The 14,776-nt window shown below is 64.7% G+C and carries 14 protein-coding genes; 3 read left to right on the forward strand and 11 right to left on the reverse strand.

Features of this window, described 5'->3' with window-relative positions:
• Positions 1-15: 15 nt before the first annotated feature.
• The 6 genes from ACFE7K_RS06300 to ACFE7K_RS06325 all read right to left on the reverse strand — a co-directional run bounded on the left by ACFE7K_RS06300 (position 16) and on the right by ACFE7K_RS06325 (position 4,258).
• Positions 16-822: a thiamine pyrophosphate-dependent enzyme gene (locus ACFE7K_RS06300; protein WP_375397325.1), complete on the reverse strand. Its 807-nt coding sequence runs from the start codon at positions 820-822 to the stop codon at positions 16-18.
• The gene (locus tag ACFE7K_RS06305) at positions 819-1,928 is read right to left on the reverse strand and encodes a hypothetical protein (RefSeq protein WP_375397326.1); all 1,110 of its coding nucleotides are present in this window, start codon (positions 1,926-1,928) and stop codon (positions 819-821) included. The genes ACFE7K_RS06300 and ACFE7K_RS06305 overlap by 4 nt, the downstream gene beginning before the upstream one ends.
• Positions 1,925-2,185, reverse strand: a complete 261-nt coding sequence (locus ACFE7K_RS06310) for a 4Fe-4S dicluster domain-containing protein (RefSeq protein ID WP_375397327.1) — start codon at positions 2,183-2,185, stop codon at positions 1,925-1,927. The genes ACFE7K_RS06305 and ACFE7K_RS06310 overlap by 4 nt, the downstream gene beginning before the upstream one ends.
• Positions 2,182-2,760: a 2-oxoacid:acceptor oxidoreductase family protein gene (locus ACFE7K_RS06315; protein WP_375397328.1), complete on the reverse strand. Its 579-nt coding sequence runs from the start codon at positions 2,758-2,760 to the stop codon at positions 2,182-2,184. Before ACFE7K_RS06315 ends, ACFE7K_RS06310 begins: the two co-directional genes overlap by 4 nt.
• A 54-nt stretch (positions 2,761-2,814) precedes the next feature.
• Positions 2,815-3,393: a TetR/AcrR family transcriptional regulator gene (locus tag ACFE7K_RS06320; RefSeq protein WP_375397329.1), complete on the reverse strand. Its 579-nt coding sequence runs from the start codon at positions 3,391-3,393 to the stop codon at positions 2,815-2,817.
• A gap of 118 nt (positions 3,394-3,511) precedes the next feature.
• Positions 3,512-4,258 carry an alpha/beta fold hydrolase gene (locus ACFE7K_RS06325; protein WP_375397330.1) on the reverse strand — a complete coding sequence of 249 codons (747 nt, stop codon included), beginning with the start codon at positions 4,256-4,258 and terminating at the stop codon, positions 3,512-3,514.
• 356 nt (positions 4,259-4,614) lie between these two features.
• Here ACFE7K_RS06325 and ACFE7K_RS06330 point away from each other — a divergent pair, with 356 nt between their 5' ends.
• On the forward strand, positions 4,615-4,908 hold the full coding sequence (locus ACFE7K_RS06330) for a hypothetical protein (RefSeq protein WP_375397331.1): 294 nt from the start codon (positions 4,615-4,617) through the stop codon (positions 4,906-4,908).
• A 49-nt stretch (positions 4,909-4,957) separates the two neighbouring features.
• On the opposite strand, the gene ACFE7K_RS06335 is transcribed toward ACFE7K_RS06330, so the two are convergent.
• On the reverse strand, positions 4,958-5,752 hold the full coding sequence (locus ACFE7K_RS06335) for an SDR family NAD(P)-dependent oxidoreductase (RefSeq protein WP_375397332.1): 795 nt from the start codon (positions 5,750-5,752) through the stop codon (positions 4,958-4,960).
• A 171-nt stretch (positions 5,753-5,923) separates the two neighbouring features.
• Between ACFE7K_RS06335 and ACFE7K_RS06340 the strand changes: the two genes are divergently transcribed.
• On the forward strand, positions 5,924-7,702 hold the full coding sequence (locus tag ACFE7K_RS06340; RefSeq protein ID WP_375397333.1) for an amidohydrolase family protein: 1,779 nt from the start codon (positions 5,924-5,926) through the stop codon (positions 7,700-7,702).
• A 33-nt stretch (positions 7,703-7,735) separates the two neighbouring features.
• On the opposite strand, the gene ACFE7K_RS06345 is transcribed toward ACFE7K_RS06340, so the two are convergent.
• The 4 genes from ACFE7K_RS06345 to ACFE7K_RS06360 form a co-directional block, all read right to left on the reverse strand.
• Positions 7,736-9,001 (reverse strand): MFS transporter, encoded by a 1,266-nt coding sequence (locus tag ACFE7K_RS06345; protein ID WP_375397334.1) that lies wholly within the window; start codon positions 8,999-9,001, stop codon positions 7,736-7,738.
• A gap of 12 nt (positions 9,002-9,013) precedes the next feature.
• Complete coding sequence (locus ACFE7K_RS06350) at positions 9,014-10,267, reverse strand: MFS transporter (RefSeq protein WP_375397335.1); 1,254 nt, start codon at positions 10,265-10,267, stop codon at positions 9,014-9,016.
• 12 nt (positions 10,268-10,279) lie between these two features.
• Positions 10,280-12,703, reverse strand: a complete 2,424-nt coding sequence (locus ACFE7K_RS06355) for a TonB-dependent receptor (RefSeq protein ID WP_375397336.1) — start codon at positions 12,701-12,703, stop codon at positions 10,280-10,282.
• A gap of 233 nt (positions 12,704-12,936) precedes the next feature.
• Entirely contained in the window at positions 12,937-13,311 is a 375-nt protein-coding gene (locus ACFE7K_RS06360; protein ID WP_375397337.1) for a VOC family protein, read from the reverse strand.
• 222 nt (positions 13,312-13,533) lie between these two features.
• On the opposite strand from ACFE7K_RS06360, the gene ACFE7K_RS06365 reads away from it, so the two are divergent.
• Positions 13,534-14,718: a cytochrome P450 gene (locus tag ACFE7K_RS06365; RefSeq protein WP_375397338.1), complete on the forward strand. Its 1,185-nt coding sequence runs from the start codon at positions 13,534-13,536 to the stop codon at positions 14,716-14,718.
• The last annotated feature ends 58 nt before the right edge of the window (positions 14,719-14,776 follow it).

The following is a 14,776-nucleotide window of genomic DNA, read 5'->3' on the forward strand; positions in this document are numbered from 1 at the left end:
TATCTCCGATCCGCGCTATACGCTCGCTACGGTGCTGCTGTTATCCTTAATGACACCGATCTTGTGGAACGACGCCATCTTGTCGGTCAAATAATCGGGTGCCTCGCCAGTCTGGATGAACCAACCCGTGGGGCACATCGTCAGGATTTCGACCAAGCCGAAGCCGCGCTCCTCATTCTGCGCGCGGAACGCGGCCCCCAGCATCTTGCGCGTGCGGAATACGTTGCCGGCATTGTTGGTGGCCCCCCGCGCGACATAGGCGACGCCGTCGAGCGGAGCGAGCATCTCGGCCAGCCGGATAGGATAGCCGTGCTGCTTGGCGTCGCGGCCGCCCAGCGACGTCTTGGTGCGCTGCCCGATCACGGTGGTTGCCGTCATGTGTCCGCCCGTCTCCCCGAACACGCCGTTGTTGAGCATGATGCAGGTGACGTTCTCGCCGCGCGCGGCAGTGTGGATCACTTCCTGCAGCCCCTCATTGACCATGTCGCCATCGCCCTGGATGGTGAAGACGATCGTCGCCGGCCGCGCCCGTTTCAGCCCGGTGGCGAGGCTCGGCGCGCGGCCGTGCAGCGCCTGGAGCACCTCAACGTCCATGCCCGGCGAAAAGGCGGTGTAGCAGCCGATCCCGAACACGCCGACCGATCGGTCGGTCAGCCCCAGCTCGTCGATGATCTCCACCACCGATCGCATTGCCGCCGGCTCGCCGCAGCCGGCACACAGGTGATGCTTGCCCGGCAGGATCAGCGGCGGCGAGAAATCGTCGACCAGCCGCGCGGGCCGCGTCGGAGCAGAGTCGGTGCGGACGAGCGTAGGTGCGGTCATGCGGCGATCTCCGTCGCGGGGGCGGCCGATGGGCCGAGCGCCGCCAATTCGGCGCGGATGCGCGCGGCGACCTTGACCGGCGTCAGATCGGGCGCCACCCCAAATCCGGAATGATCGAAGCTGATCCCGCCGATCGCGGCGATCGCACGGTCCCCCACCGACAAGCGCACGTCCTCGATCATCTGACCGGCATTGAGCTCGTACACGCCGATCGCACGCGCCGACCGCGTCGCCGCGCGCAAGGCCTCGGCAGGGAATGGCCACAGCGTGATTGGCCGGAAGAAGCCGACCCGCATGCCTTCGGCGCGTAACTGGCCGACGACGTAGCGGACAATCCGCGCCGGCGTGCCGTAAGCCGCGACGACGTAATCGGCACCGTCGCACCAGCCCTGCTCGAACAGCGGCGGCATGCCCGCCTCCAGCGCGGCAACCTTGTCGCCGCTCGTCTCCAAATAGGTGCCGTACTTGATGTAGCGCGGGTCATTGCGCTTGTAGGGCATGATCGAGGAAACGATCCGTGCCGCGCCCGATCCGCTGGTCGATCCGTCGAGCATCCAGTCCTTGTCGGGCACCGGCCCGAAGTCGACCGGCCCCGTCTCGACCGCCTCGATCACGTGTGCTAGATAATAGTCGCCCATGAACATCACCGGATTGCGCAGGCAGTCGGCGATATGGAACGCCCGCTGGATCAGCACGACGGCTTCGGCGAGATCGACGGGGGCCAAAGTCACCGTCCGATAGTCGCCATGGCCGCCGCCACGCGTCGCCTGGAAATAATCGCCCTGCCCGCGCGCCATGTTGATGAATACCATGGGCACGCGTGCAAAACACAGCTCGGCAATCGATTCCTGCATCAGGGACAGGCCCTGGCCGACCGATCCGGTCGCCGCGCGCACCCCGCCGGCCGCCGCGCCCCACGCCATCCCCACCGCCTCGAGCTCGCTCTCGGCATTGACGCACGCGCCGCCGACCTCGGGCAGCAGTCGTGCCATGCCCTCCAGCACCTCGGTGAAGGGCGTCATCGGATAGCCCGCAAAGAAGCGGCAGCCGGCCGAAACCATCGCGCGCGCCAGTGCGTCCGACCCTTCGAGCAGCTCCACGCTCATGCCGCCTCCTGCATCTCGGCCGCGACCGGCTCGTCATAGCGCCACACCTGGAACACGAAATCGGGACAGATCAATGCGCAGGCATGGCAGGCGGTACAGCCGGGCTCCAGCTCGGGATAAAGATAGCCCATGGCGTTGCGCTTGCCGGTCGTCATCGACAGCACGTGCGGCTTGCAGGCGTCGATGCACAGCTCGCACCCCTTGCAGGCATCGACATCGATCACGAGCGTACCGCGCGACAGCTGGCCGCTGCTCACGCCGCCATCTCCAGCCGCGACCAGGCGGCGCACCGCAAATCGGTGACAGCCTGATGACCCAATGCCAGCGCCAAGCGATTAGGCTCGGCGAATTGTTGTCGATAGGGGGGCAGCACCTCCTCGGCGATCTCCAGAAGCGTGGCCAGCGCCACTATCCCCGTTGCCGCAGCGAACGCGCCCAGCGCAATCATCGCGCCCGCCTGCGGCATGTCGGCGCCGGCTGCGATCGCGGTCGCGGCGAGCGGCAGGACGATGCCGTCATAGGTCACCGTTTCCTCGAACACGCTGGTATTGACGATCACGAGGCCGCCCGGGCGAAGCTTGGCCGCCATGGCGGGCCAGCCCTTGGGATGCATCGCGAGCCCTGCCCAGGCATGATCGATCACCGGCGGCGTGACCAGGCTGTCGACGCCGATCACGATCGTGGCATCGGTATCGCCGCCGCGCATGGCACCACCATAGGTGCCGAACATAAGGACGCGGCGCCGCTCCCGCATCGCGGCGACGGCTAAAGATCGCGCTGCGAGCTGGATGCCTTGGCCGCCGATCCCCGAGAACAGGATTTCTCTTTCCACGCTGATCCTTTTCGTGCCGCGCTGCCGCGTCATAGGAACTTGCTGGACGACTGTCTATCCAGTTGGCCGCGCGGCAAATGCGGCGAGGCGATCGGTCATCAGCTTGACCCCCGCCGCGGTCTCTTCCGCATTCCACTCCACCGCCGCTGCCGCAGCAAGATACTCGATCTCGGCGACGATCATTACCGCTTCTACCCGTATGCCCACCTCGCTCGCACCCAGCGTGGCCAGCCGGTCGAGCAGGACCGAAGCGAGCATGCGGCGATGGGCGCGGTGCATATCGGCGAGGCGTTCGTCCTGCCCCAGCGCGATGCGATGGATGGCGAAGCTGCCTTGCGCGCTGCGCATGCCGTCGATCACCCGGCCAAGCCACGACTCTATAGCGCCATCGTCTACCTGGCCGTTATCCCCCAGTTTCCGGAACAGGCGCAACTGGCTGGCCCAATCTTCCGTCAGCAGCGCCACCAGCAAGGCATGCTTGCCCGTGAAATGGAGGTACACCGTCGCCCGCCCGACATTCGCCGCATGCGCGACATCCTCCATCGATACGGCATCGACACCTTCGGCGCAAAACAAGGCGCGCGCGGCGGCGAGCACGTTGCGGCGAGTTGACTCCCGCTGGATGATGCGCATTGAGGGACGGGGCGGAGCGATAGCGGGCACGGCGCCCATACTCGCCGCGATGGACCGGGAATGGCAAGCCCGAAGCTCCGCATCACTGCGATTTCGGCCCAGATTATCGGTACTTCACCTATCCCTGCCAGCAGGCGGCAAGCGCGCGGATCGCGGCGACGAGGGCGATCGGCTGGTCGAACATCACATGGTGCCATGCTTCGGCTATGCCGAATATCGGCGTGCCCGGGGGTGCGCCGGCACGCTGCGCGGCGATGATCGGCTCGCTCGCGAGCGCCGAACGCTCGCCATAGATGAAGGCGATCGGGCACGGCGGATCGAGGACGACGTCCCAGGCCTCAACAGTGTTCAGTTTCTGCATGATCATCGGATCGAATCGCCAGCGCCATACGCCGTCTTCCTCAACCAGCCCGCCGCGTGCGACATCGTCGAGGATGAACGGACAGTGGCTCGGCTGCGTGGGCGACAGCCGGAAACGGGCAAGTGCCGATGCGAGATCGGGATAGCGACGCGGCACGCGCATCGTCGACCGGATGCCTTCTCGCATCGCCGGCGGGGTCATCGCGGAATCGACAAATACGACCCCCGCAACCCTGTCGCCTTGGCCACGCACGGCGTTGCCGGCGACGGTGCCGCCGAAACTATGCGCCACGATCAAGGGCCGGACGACGCTCTCTGCCAGCCCGGCCGCCGCTATTGCGGAGAACAGCTCGGCGCTATGGTCAGTGCTAGTATAGGTATCGCGCCAGTCCGATCCGCCCATGCCGGAAAGGGACAAGGCGGCGACACGATAGTTCCGGGCGAGGAGCGGCGCGACCGGCCCCCACCATCCGGCATGAGCGCGGTTGCCATGCACCAGGAGCACGCCAGGCCGTCCTCGCTCACCCCATGCGAGCACTTCGATCTCGGCGCCGTTCACCTTAGTCCGCATTTGCTCCGGCGACTGATCCCGCAGCGCCTCGTACCATGCAGGCGCGGGTGGCCGCGCTCCGTGAAACGAAACAAGCGGATAATCGGGGCTGGCCTCCAACACCCACGGGTCAATGCGGTGATCGCTGCTCAAGTCTAGCCTTCCTTTCGTTGCGCGCCACGCGCCAATGGCGGCAACATAGATCATTTTACGATCCGGCCGCCGCGGACAGCATGTTGGGCCGACGCGCGCCTCGCTTGATCTCGATGCCGGCGAATGACAAGCTGCGGCTTGGCCAGGGAATATGCTCGATGAAGGTTCGCTATCCCCGGATCGACTTTGACGGCGTGTTTCCGCATTGGGCGCCGCATCTGGGAGTGTGCGCATTTCAACAACGCCTCCTCGATCACGCCGTGTTACCTGGAACCCTTTATGATCAAGGCGTTCCAGCGCGCGAAACAGCGGCCGGATCCGATGAAGAGGGGCATGCGCCATATCCTCTCGCGTTCTACAATCCGGCGAACAAGCCGCCGCCGCGCGGGCTTGAGCAGGTCCTGGAACAGTTCGACCCCGGGGCGCGGTTCGGGCGTCCGATCAGGACCTGAGGGTCCGCTGGTATTCGCGGAACAGCGAATTTTCCTCCGATGCCCGCCGTTACCGCTCGAGCGCGGATTTTGGCGAGAGCCGACGGATGCGCGGTAGCCCCGAATGGCACAGCAGCCCCCCGTCCACCGCGAGCGCCTGTCCCGTGATGTACGAGGCGTCGTCGGACGCCAGGAACAGCATCGCCCGGGCGACCTCGACCGCGCGGCCGAACCGCCCCAAGGGAATACGTTCGAAATATGGCGCGGTGCCGCCGGGAAGCTGGTCCATGTGCGCGGTCATCGGCGTATCCCCGATCACCCCGGGGCAGACCGCGTTCACCCGGATGCCGTCATCGGCATAGTCGAGCGCCAGTGACCGGGTAAAATTGACCAGCCCGCCCTTGGCGGCATTGTAGGCGGTCTGCGCGTAATCGCCCGCCAGCCCGCAGATCGACGCGGTGTTGACGATCGCCCCGCCGCCATCGGCCCGCATATGCGGCAGGACCTGCTTCGACAGGTGGAACGCTCCGCTAAGATTGACCGCGATCATGAAGTCCCAGGTCGCGGCATCGGTGTCGGTCACGGTGCCGAACTTGCCGATCCCGGCATTGTTGAACAGGAGATCGATCCCGCCGAGCCAGGCGGCGATCTCCGTCACCACGCCGCCGACCTGCTCGACATCGGCGATGTCGCACGCCCAGAAGCTGACGGCATCGCCCAGCTCGGCCGCGATGCGATCCCCGGCCGCGGCGTTCGTGTCGATGATGGCGACCCGGGCGCCTGCCCCGACGAGCATCCGCACCGCCGCTTCGCCGATCCCCGATGCGCCGCCGGTCACGACCGCGCGCTTGCTCGTGAAGTCCATCTTGCCCTCCCCCTCGCCGCACCCGTGACGGCGGCGTTGCCTGCCGTCGTTTTGCTCGGGCAACCGGACGGATGCTGTCGTCCCGTGTCATTGCAATCGATGTCACTGGATGCCAATCTGGTCAACAAACGATGCCGTCCGCAAGACGGTCAGCGCGACCAGGAGACAGTGATGCACGACATGATCATTCGCGGCGGGACGATCGTTGATGGCACGGGTGCGGCGCCGTTTGCGGGCGATGTGGCGATCGACAATGGCCTGATCGTTGCCGTCGGCGCCAAGCTGGAAGGCGAGGCGCGCGAGACGATCGATGCGGGCGGTGCGATCGTGACGCCGGGCTTCATCGACATCCATACCCATTATGACGGCCAGTTCATCTGGGACCAGCAGCTGGAGCCCAGCTTCTCCAATGGCGTGACCACGGCGATTGCGGGCAATTGCGGCGTCGGCTTTGCCCCCGCCGATCCACAATACCGCACGCGGCTCGTCGAGATGATGGAGGGCGTGGAGGACATTCCCGGCATCGTCCTCGACGAGGGGCTGGACTGGAACTGGCGGAGCTTTCCCGATTATCTCGACCGGCTTGATGCCAACGCCTATACAATGGATGTCGCCGCCCACCTCGCCCATGCGCCGTTGCGCGTTGCGGTGATGGGGGAGCGCGCGATCAGCCATGAGCCCGCGACCGACGCCGATCTCGCGGAGATGCAGCGGATCGTGCGCGAAGCGATGGATGCCGGCGCGGTCGGCGTTTCGGGGTCGCGTATCCTCGAGCACAAGTCGAGCAAGGGCGAGTTCGTTCCGGGCACCTTCGCCGAGGATCGCGAGCTGATCGCGATAGCCGAAGCGATGGGGGAGACCGGCAAGGGGGTGTTCCAGATCGTGCCGCTAGGCTGTTCGGGCGACACCGTCGGCACCCAGATTCCCACCGAAGAGCGGCTTGGCGAGCATGCCCGGTTCGAGCGTATCGCCGAGGCGGCGGGGCGGCCGGTCACCTATCTGCTCCATTCGCACAACCACGCACCGGATGAATGGCGGACGATGATCGCGGCGTCGGAGGCGGCCAATGATCGCGGGCTGGACATCCACCCGCAGGTCGCCGCGCGAGGCGTCGGGCTGCTGCTGGCGCTCGATGGCTACCACATCTTCCAGCCACGGCCCTCCTACATGGCGATCGCGCACCTGCCGCGCGCCGAGCGGGCGGCCGCGATGCGCGATCCCGAACGGCGCCGCGCGATCCTGTCGGAAGCCGCCGTGCCGCCCGAGCAGGCGCCGAGCTTGCGGATCCACGGTCTGGCTGAACGCTTCCGGCAAGTGCTCGACCGCTATTACGTCATGAAGCCCCCGCTCGACTATGAACCCGGCCCCGAGCAGCGGCTCGATGTCATCGCCGAGGCAACCGGCCGGACCATGGAGGAGGTGCTCTACGATACCTTTTCTGAAGGGAACGGCGGCAACATGGCGGCCGATTTCGCGATGAACTATACCGGCGGCAGCCTGGACTCGGTGCGTGACATGCTCGCGCATCCCGACACCGTCAGTGGCCTGGGCGATGGCGGCGCGCACCTGTTGATGATCTGCGACGCGGCGATGACCACCTTTCACCTCTCCTTCTGGAGCCGGGATCGGAAGCGCGGGCCGACGCTGCCGCTGGAGACGATGGTGGCCAAGCTTACCGGCGCGTCGGCCGCGCTGTACGGGTTGGCGGACCGCGGGACGATCGCGGTGGGCAAGCGCGCCGACATCAATGTCATCGATTTTGATCGGATCGACAACGAAATGCCTGAAATGGTGTTCGACCTGCCGCTCGGCAGCGGCCGGATGGTCCAGGGGGCGCGAGGCTATCGCGCGACCATCGTCAAGGGCGTGGTCACCCGGCGAGACGACCAGGACACCGGCGCGCGGCCGGGCCGGCTGCTGCGCATGAAGGCGTTCGCCGAGGCCGCTTGAAAAGCTGCGTCCCGCTCACCGATACCTGTGTGATCAGGTGACGGGCGGCACGGTCGAGGCCGGCTCCACGGGGGCGAACTCGGGACAGCGCCCCAATGTTGCCAGGACGATCGCACATCCGGCCATCAGCGGCATGCCCGCGGCGAGAAACCAGCCATAGCTCCCGAAATGATCGAACGTCGTCCCCGCAGCCACCGGGCCCAGGGCAAGGCCGGCGCTCAGCGCGGTGATCATGATGCCGAACAAGGCGCCGAACCGGCGCAGCCCGATATGGCGGGTCGACAGATAGGCGATCACGTCCAGCTCGGCGCCCACCGACAGGCCGATGACGATCGCCGCGGCCACTTCGCCAAACGCGCTGCCGCTCCATTGCAGCAGCGCCAGCCCCAGCGTCGGCAGGACGAACGCCGCCGCGCCCACCCGATTGCCGGGAAAGCGGTCCAGCAGCAATCCGGTGCCAAGCCGGCCGATTATCGAGGCGAAGCCGATCAGGCCCGCGGTCGCCGCGGCCGCCAACGGCGCGCGACCGCGGTCCTCCAGGATCGGAACGAAATGAACAATGGTGCCAATCAACACGAACGAATACATCCCCCCCGCCACCGCCAGCTTGTAGAATGCCGGACAGTGCAAGCCCTGTGCAACGGTAAGACCGGGAAGCGTTATTGTGGGGATGATTGGCGCGGTTTCGGGCCGGGCACGGCGCCCGCGTCCCTCGTCCTGAGCGCCGCTGAAGAAGAGGATAATCAGCGGCATCGCCACTGCCAGCCACAAGAAACCGAGACCGACAAAGCCGCCCCGCCAGCCGAACGATCCGATCAGCCAGGTCGCAGCCAGCGGCATGATCGTCGCGCTGATCCCGCTGCCGCACATCGCGATGGAGATCGCCAGCCCTCTCGCTTGCCGGAAACGGCTGGCGACCGCGCCTGCCCAGATCGTCGTGTGGACCGATAGGCATCCTAGCCCGACCAGGACGAAATGGCCGACCCAGTCCGCGTTGCTGCCCGTCGCCGCGCCTAACGAGCCAATTGCGGTGCACATGATGGCGATGCCGCAAATCCCCACCCGGCGCGGTCCGAAACGGTCGACCGCCATGCCGGCGAAGACCGACAGCAGCGACGCCATGCCGTTGGCGATGGTGATGCCCGAGGAGATCTGCGCGCGCGACCAGCCGAATTCGCGCGCGAGCGGCTGCATGAACGGGCCCAGCGAATAGACGTGCAGCACCGAGACGGACATGCCGAGCGCCCCCAGCAGCGGCAGATGCCAATAGCTTCGCCATTCGGCACGCGCGCTATCCATCATTTCGGTCGGTCAGGCCGGGTCAAGCGGCAGGCTCCGCGGTCCGTTGAATTCGGGGTAGCGGCCGGCGGTGGCGATCGCCAGCGCGCTGATGACGAAGCCCGGCAGCGCCAGCCAAAGCAAAAGCCGGTAGCTTCCGGTCTGATCGCGAATCATGGATCCGAGCACCGGGCCCAGCGCGGTTGCGGCCGCCAGCACACCGATGATACAGCCGAACAGCGTCCCGTAAAAGCGCAGCCCGAAATATCGCGTAGCCAGATAGGCGAGGATATCGAGCTCCGAACCGACCGACAGGCCGATGAGGATCGCGAGCAACGTCATCAGCCACAGGCTGTCGCTTGTCAGCATGAGCAGCAGCGTTACCGGGATGATCGGCAGCAGCAACGCGATCCCGCCGACCAGAGCGCCGGCATAGCGGTCGAGCAGCACGCCCGTGATCAGTCGCCCGATAATCGAGAATATCCCGATCAGCCCGGCGATCGCCGCCGCCGCCGCGGGGTTGAAGCCCCGATCGCGCAACATCGGCACGAAGTGGAAGGTGATGGCGAAGAGCGCAGTGCTGAAGACGAAGCCCGCAATCGCCAGCCCCGCGAAAGCGCGTGATCGCAAGCCCGCTCTTACCGTCAGGCCGGGGAGGACGCCGATGCCGTCGGCCGCAGCGAACGCCGCGGGACTGCGCGGCAGCGCCTTCGGGAATAATAGGCAGAGCGGCAGCAGCATCGCCGCCCATAGGATGCCCAGCCCGACATAGGCGCCGCGCCAGCCATAATGGTCCAGCAGCAGGTTGGTGATGCTGGGCACCAGCGCGCCGGCAAGACTGACGCCGCTGATGACCAGCGCGAACGCCAGGGCCCGCGATGCCGAAAAAGCGCTGGAGACGGCCCCTGTCCAGACATTCGGCTTCAGGCCGATGAGCCCGACCGAGAGGATGCCCCATGTCGCATACCAGTGGAACAAGGAGTGGCCGATCGCCGCAAACGCCACCATCCCGAGGCAGAACACTATAGTGCCGGGGATCGCGATCCGGCGCGGCCCATAGCGATCCATCAGTACGCCGCAGAGTGGTGCCAGGACCGCGTTGACCGCGGATGACAATGTCTGCCCCAGTGTGATCTCGGTGCGACTCCAGCCGGTTTCGGCTGCGATCGGCGCGAGCAGCACGCCCAGCGAATAGAGGTGGACGCCGGTGATCGACATGCCGATCGTCGCCGCCACGACCAATGGCCAGTTTGCCTGCCATTCGGCAAGCGCGGCGCCCCGCTTCACCGCCGCCACGCGCTAAAACTTGACGCCGAGCCGGCCTCCGATGCTGCGCGGCTGGTTGTACATCTCATAGGTACCATAAGCGCTCGCCGAGGAAATGATCTTGTAACGCTCGTTTGTCAGGTTCTCGGCATAGATGGCGATCGTATAATGATCGCTCGGATCGGTCCACTGGATCTGGCCGCCGAACAGAAACCATCCATTTTCCTCGAGCCGGCCGGGCTGGCCCTTGCCCTGGTCCGGCGTCAGTGTTCCCGGCACCACGCAGGTGTTGACGCCGTTCACGACTCCGAATGCGCGGCAATTATAAGAGGCGTTCTGCGGCGCATAGCGGCTGGAGAACGACGCCGTGCCCGAAAACTGAAGGTCGCCGCCCGCGAGCTTGACCGTATAGTCGCCGCCGAAGCTTCCGGTCCAATCGGGGGCCCGGGCGATCCGGCGACCCGTCCAGTCGGCGATGACCGTGGTGTTTGCCGTGCCCGACGCATTGATAGAGATGTTGTTGGCGTTGGCGAAGTTGGTGTAGCGGGCGTGAAGGTATGCCAGCCCGGCGCGCAGGTTGAACGCGTCGGCGACGCGCGCGGTAATCGATCCGTCCGCACCGTAGATTTCGGCGCCTCCCGAATTCTGGATGAACGTCGATGTCTGGCCGATCACCGGCAGCAGCGCCGCCACCTGATTGTCCTTATAGTCGTAATAGAAGCCTGAGGCGTCTAGATAAAACGGCCCGCGACGCATCTTGTAACCGATCTCATAGGCGGTGACCGTCTCCGGTTTCAGCACGTTTAGGGGAAAGGCGCTGTTGATCGTGCCCGCCTTGAAGCCCGTCGAGATCGAGGCGTAGAGGTTGGTGTCGGGGTCGAACTCATAACGGATTACGGCATGGGGCGTGAACCGCTTGTTGCTTTCCCGAACCGGTCCGCCGAAATTCTGCGCAGCGCCGCCAGTCGTCACCGGCTGGACCACCCCGCCAACCGTGACGATGTCGGTCCTCGAAAGCACCTTCCGGTCATAATTGTAGCGACCGCCGGCCGTTAAGTAGAGATGGTTGCCGATTTTGTAGGTGGCATCAATGTAGGCGGAATAGGACCGCGTGCTGAACGGAAGCACGGTGAATATATTCTGCACGCCGGTTGCTCCGACGAAATTTACCGTACCGTTGGTCGTGCGAAAACTGTCGCTGTAATAGAAAGCGCCGGCCAGCAGCGTCAATCGATCCCCCAGGTTAACGGAATAATCCAATCCCTGGGTAAACGTTCGCCGCTTGTTTATCTGCAGGCCTTCAAACCCGTCGAACGGCGTTCCGTCGAAATCATAGATCTGGTGGTCGCGCTTGGTCAAATAGCCGGTATGCGTCGTGATCGATCCTCCGCTTCCCAGGTCGAATTCGCCGAGCAGCGTGAACTCGTCTCCTTCACTCAAATTCTGGGGACGCAGGTTGAGCGAGGTCTTGTCGCGCTGATTGACCTGTACGTTGGGCGCCGCGGCTGTCGGAACGAGGGCGGCATATGGAGACTGGCCGATGATGCCGTAGGCGAAGCCGCGTGGATCGTTGATGAAGGTGTAATTGTAGCCGAAAGTCAGGGAGACGCCGCTGCCCGGCGTGAACCTGGCCTTTGCGCGGAGCGAACGCTGGCGGTAATTGACCGTATTGTCACCGCTCCCGATGGCATCGCGTAAACCGGGCGTACGGATGATCTGGTTGGGGGCGAAATTGTTGACGTCCTTGAAATACCCGTCATTCTTGCGGAAATATCCGGCGATATTGACGGCAAGGACGTCCTTGACGACCGGCACCGAGACATAGGCCTGGGCAATGATGTCGTCATACCGCGCATAGCTGATAGACGCATTGCCTTCCAGCTGATCGCCCGGCGATTTGGTTGTGATCAGGATCGCGCCGCCGGTTGCATTGCGGCCGTACAGCACGGCCTGCGGACCCTTGAGGACCTGGATGTTGGCCAGATTGGCAAAGTCCTGATTGATCGACAGCTGATCCGATTGATAGAATCCGTCGATATAGACGCCGACGTTCGTTTCCTGCCCATTGCCGGCGAACGTCGTGGTCACGCCGCGGATGGCGGGCTGCGTGTAGGAGCCCGACCGCGAAATCTGCACCCCCGGGACGAGGTTTCCGAGGTCCTGGAACTTGCTCACCCCCGACTTCACCAGCGTATCGGCGTTCACTACGGTCACCGCGGCGGGAACGCTGACCTGACGCTCCTGGCGGCGAAGCGCGGTAACGACGATATCGCCTTCGCTGGCATCGTTGTCAGGAGCGGTGCCATCGGGAGCGGTGCGAGGCGCTGTCGGATAGGCGGGACCGGTTTGCCTGCCGGCCGGCTTTCCGGTTTGCGCGGATGCCTGTGCCTGCGGCCATGCGACGACGGCAAGTGCCGCCGCAGCCATCAGCCTGCCGCGCGTGAAACGGATCACCATGTGACATCTCCCCTGACTTCGCCTTTCCGGCGATTATCACTGTCGGTTTGTGCAGCGATTTGTCAGGATCTGTAATACAAAGGCGGCGGCGGCAATCTCCGCAATTTTGCACAACGGCAGTGCAACCTTTGACCAAGGAATCTGCCGTGGCGGTCCCGGCAAGGAGCCAGGGGCGCCCCGGGGCCGAAGCGATCCGATAAGGTATCGGCTGCTCCGGCAGCCGGCCGAGGCTCTCAGCCCATCTTGTACCCGCAAAGCTTGTTTCCGTCCAAGTCACGAAAATAGCCAAAATGGATGTTGGGCGCGCGTTCGCCGGGATCGCCCTCGTTGGTCCCGCCGAGTTCGATGGCCTTGGCGTGAAACGCCGCGACCTCCTCGCCCGTGTCGAAGGCAAAGCCGCCGGTGAAACCGTTCCCGACGGTCGCCGGGTTACCGTCGATCGGTGCGAGCACCCCGAATATGCCCTTGCCCCGGGCGGTGTACAGACGCCCGCCGGAAGGGTGATCGAACATCTTCTCCCACCCGATCGATGCCAACAGCTCGTCATAGAACGCCTTGGCCTCGTCCAGCCGGTTTGAGCCAACCGCGAAATAGTTCAATGTCGCCATATCATCCTCCCACCTCGTTCATCATTGCCATGTACCTCCATTCAACCTCTGGCAATCGCGGCCACGTCGATCGACCGATATCGCCGAGGCGCAGTTATACTGGGGTGCAGCCCCGTACATTCCGACCGCGTCGATCCGCCCTTGCGCGACGGCGCCGGACGCGCTCTTCTCGAGCCCAAAGATGATGCCGTTCAGAGCGCATCGACAAGAAAGGGGGAGGCGGTGTTGATCGAACTGGATCCTTACGGCGCGGAATATACCCGCAACCCCTATCCGATCTATCGGCGCCTGCGCGACGAGATGCCGGTCTATCATAACGAGGCGATGCGATTCTGGGCATTGACACGATATGATGACGTATATGCGGGATTGCGCGACAACGAGACGTTCGTCAGCGGCGAGGGCGTGACGATCGAGGGCGCCGAGAAAGGCATGCCCTATCTGCTCGTCAAGGATCCCCCTCAGCATAGCTGGCACAAGGGCCTCGCGGTCAAGATCTTCACTCGCGGCCGGATGGCCAAACTGGATGCCTTTATCCGTGCGCGCGCGATCGAACTGCTCGAGGAACTGGGGGATCGCGATCGCTACGACTGGGCGGAGGATTTCGCCGCGAAACTGCCGATGGATGTGATCAGCGAACTGACTGACATACCACCGGAATTTCGTGATGAAATTCACCGCTGGACCAACGTCTTCCTGCTGCGCGGCGACGACGCCGATCCTGAGCTGATCAAGGAATCGCACCGTCGCCGGCTGGACATCTTCCGGGGCCTGATCAAGGAACGCCGACGCAGCCCGCGCGACGATGTGATCACGCTTCTGATGACCGCCGAAATCAGCGACGATCAGGGCGGCACATACCGGATGAGCGAGGATGACATCGTCTATCACTATTCGGAACTCGGCAATGCCGGCCATGAGACGGTGGCGCGGTCGCTCCCCAATTGCCTGCTCGCGCTGGACGAGTTTCCCGATGAGCGGCGCAAGTTGCGCAAGGATCCCGGGCTGATCGAGGGCGGGGCGGACGAACTGCTCCGATACGATAACCCCGCGCAATATCTCGGCCGCACGACGAGCCGCGACACGACGCTGCACGGCGTGACGATCCCGGCCGGCGAACGCGTGCTGATGGTTGCGGGATCGGCCATCAACGACGAGCGCCGCTTCGACGATCCCCGTCGGCTGGACGTGCAGCGCCCCGTCGACCCCCGATCGATCCATTTCGGCGCGGGCATCCACAAATGCCTGGGTATCCACCTGGCACGAACCGAGATCCGCGTCGTTCTGGAGGAGCTGTTAAGCCGCTTTCCGAAGTATGAGATCGACCTGTCGAGCGTGACCAGGGCTGCGAGTTCGAACCTGCGCGGCGTGCGGTCGCTGACGATCTCGCCCGGCGGCCACGCCTGAAGGCGCCGGGGCATGGCAATCTCGACCGTTGACGCGCCTGGGACAGGCATCGATCGCA

Source organism: uncultured Sphingomonas sp., assembly GCF_964244265.1.
Taxonomy (GTDB): Bacteria; Pseudomonadota; Alphaproteobacteria; order Sphingomonadales; family Sphingomonadaceae; genus Sphingomonas.